We start from the raw sequence: 1994 nt of genomic DNA, 5'->3' as shown, positions 1-1994 counted from the left end.
CCGCCGAGTACGAGGCACTCCACGCAGCAACCCCAGCACCAGAAACCGTCCTGGAAACCAGCTAACCCACCGTCCACCAAACCCGGGGCTTGACACTCGGGGTGTTCGCGGAGCTGGTCAAGGGCAGGTGCGATCAGTGATGATGCGTCGGCAGGCACGGTCTTCCACTCGGATCACGGGGCGTAGAGAACTCCATGATCTTGGAAGCCGTGTCTGTCACGTTTCGGGCCCCGTCGCCGACCTGACGGACCACCACGAACCGGGCGTCATGCGACTACGCCGAAGTGCTGTCACACCACCCACCGCACGCGCGGCTTGACAGACCACATTAGGAATCCCTGACATACGCATTGCTAACCGCGAGCTGGGATACCCGAAGAGGAGGTTTAGTCCTGAAAGTCTCATTGTTTAAGCCGCGGCAAGCCGTAACCATTAGCGGTCGCGACGGGTCTTCTTGTTCTGCTTCCTAGTCGTCTCTATGATGAGGCCGAACGCTATCAACATGATCAAGCATAGAAATATAATCCCAATGGACCCAAGAATGGCCCAGGCGACAAGTTCATCGCCTGCAGTCACAGAATCCCCATTGAGTGCAGTGGTCATGTCATCCGATCAACGCAACATTTTGGGAGAAGTCATTCCATTCTTCCATGGTGGAGCCGAATTTTTTCTGGATTGATTTCCCAGCTTTGCTCCGGCACGTGACCGGTGATCTCCGTGATCTCCAGGGTGCCATGGAAGATCACTGAGTTTTAAAAACGCGTAGTCGGGGTATTTCTGGGCAACAGGGCGCGCATGCAGGTCTCTTTCTTTGATGGCGCGCAAATGTCCAGTTTCAAAGGCTGCCATGGCGATTTTCAGCGACCGGTGGTGATGACGCCATTGTCGATCTTGATCGGTACGATGGAGAGGGGTTTCTTTGCGGGGCCCGCAATGGGATGGCCTGTGGTGGCGTCGAAGCGGCTGCCATGGCAAGGGCAATTAATCTTATTTTTAGCGACGTTGGCGACGGTGCAACCTTGGTGGGTGCAAATCGCGGAGAATGCCCTGATTTGGTCGTTCTTGTCGCGAGTGAGGACGATGTTGGCATGAGCAACAACCAGGCCGCCATTTTGGGGTACCTCGTCCACGCGAGCGAGCTCTTTGGCGCCGGCGGCGGCAGCGTTCTTTACTGCGCCGCCTCCGGACCCGTCGTGACTGGCGCATCCAGTAACGACACCGACCGCTGCCAGAGCGACGGCGCTGGCCACTACTGTCCGACGGGAAGTCCCGCTGCCGGACCCATCAATGCTATCGGATGAAAAGGTTCGAGCTGTACTCACAAACATCTCCGGGAAGTCAAGGTGCGGCAGGAAAGGAAACGGGGCATGCGACTGCCGCACTATCCTGCATCCGGAAACTTAGGATGGCTAGACGCCTCGGTCTCACCCTGCCGACTGCAGACATACTGAGGTAGCCGTTGCATGTGCTGTCAAGGGTCATGTCCGGACTCGATCCACCGCCAGACATTTTGAGTAGCAATTACTTAGACTTCCATGCTCATGCACCGCCAGAGATCCAACGAGCGTGCAGCGCGGGGTGACGGTCTTACGTGCATTGCCATGGGCCACATTTGACCTTTTCGGTCGTTTCCGCGTTAATTACCGATAAGCGGCTTCCTCCATGCAGAGAACACTGCATATGCGACCGGTAGCCTTATTTGGGGAAGCTCCCTGGGAGAGAGCGTGGTAAGGACTCTGCTTATGGTACGGCCAACAGCAAGCGCCCCTAACCGAGAACACCGCAAGTCAATGATCATTGAATTCGCTCTGGCCGCTGGCAGCCAACGCCCGTTCCACCCAAACTGGCGCAGAGCCGGCTGACGAGAATTCAGGAGAGTCTACCGTCATGATCTAGCCCCAACCTCGATTCGTCAGGGGTTGTGAGCTGCTGACCGGTTGGTCGGTTCGCCCCTTTTGTCCCTGATGGTTGGGGATGGGGCCGTCGCGTGTCGC

Annotated in this window: 2 protein-coding genes; both read right to left on the bottom strand. The window is 57.1% G+C overall.

Annotated elements, in window-relative coordinates; translation table 11 throughout:
- Positions 1-612 precede the first annotated feature (612 nt).
- The gene (locus ABZT03_RS44045; RefSeq protein WP_356049920.1) at positions 613-849 is read right to left on the bottom strand and encodes a hypothetical protein; all 237 of its coding nucleotides are present in this window, start codon (positions 847-849) and stop codon (positions 613-615) included.
- Positions 850-857: 8 nt separating this feature from the next.
- Positions 858-1130 (bottom strand): Rieske (2Fe-2S) protein, encoded by a 273-nt coding sequence (locus ABZT03_RS44040; protein WP_356049918.1) that lies wholly within the window; start codon positions 1128-1130, stop codon positions 858-860.
- Positions 1131-1994: the final 864 nt, after the last annotated feature.

Source organism: Streptomyces sp. NPDC005574 (genome assembly GCF_040605435.1).
Classification (GTDB): Bacteria; Actinomycetota; Actinomycetes; order Streptomycetales; family Streptomycetaceae; genus Streptomyces.
Note: the sequence above shows the minus strand (reverse complement) of the source record. Positions and strands in the feature narration are given on the sequence as shown.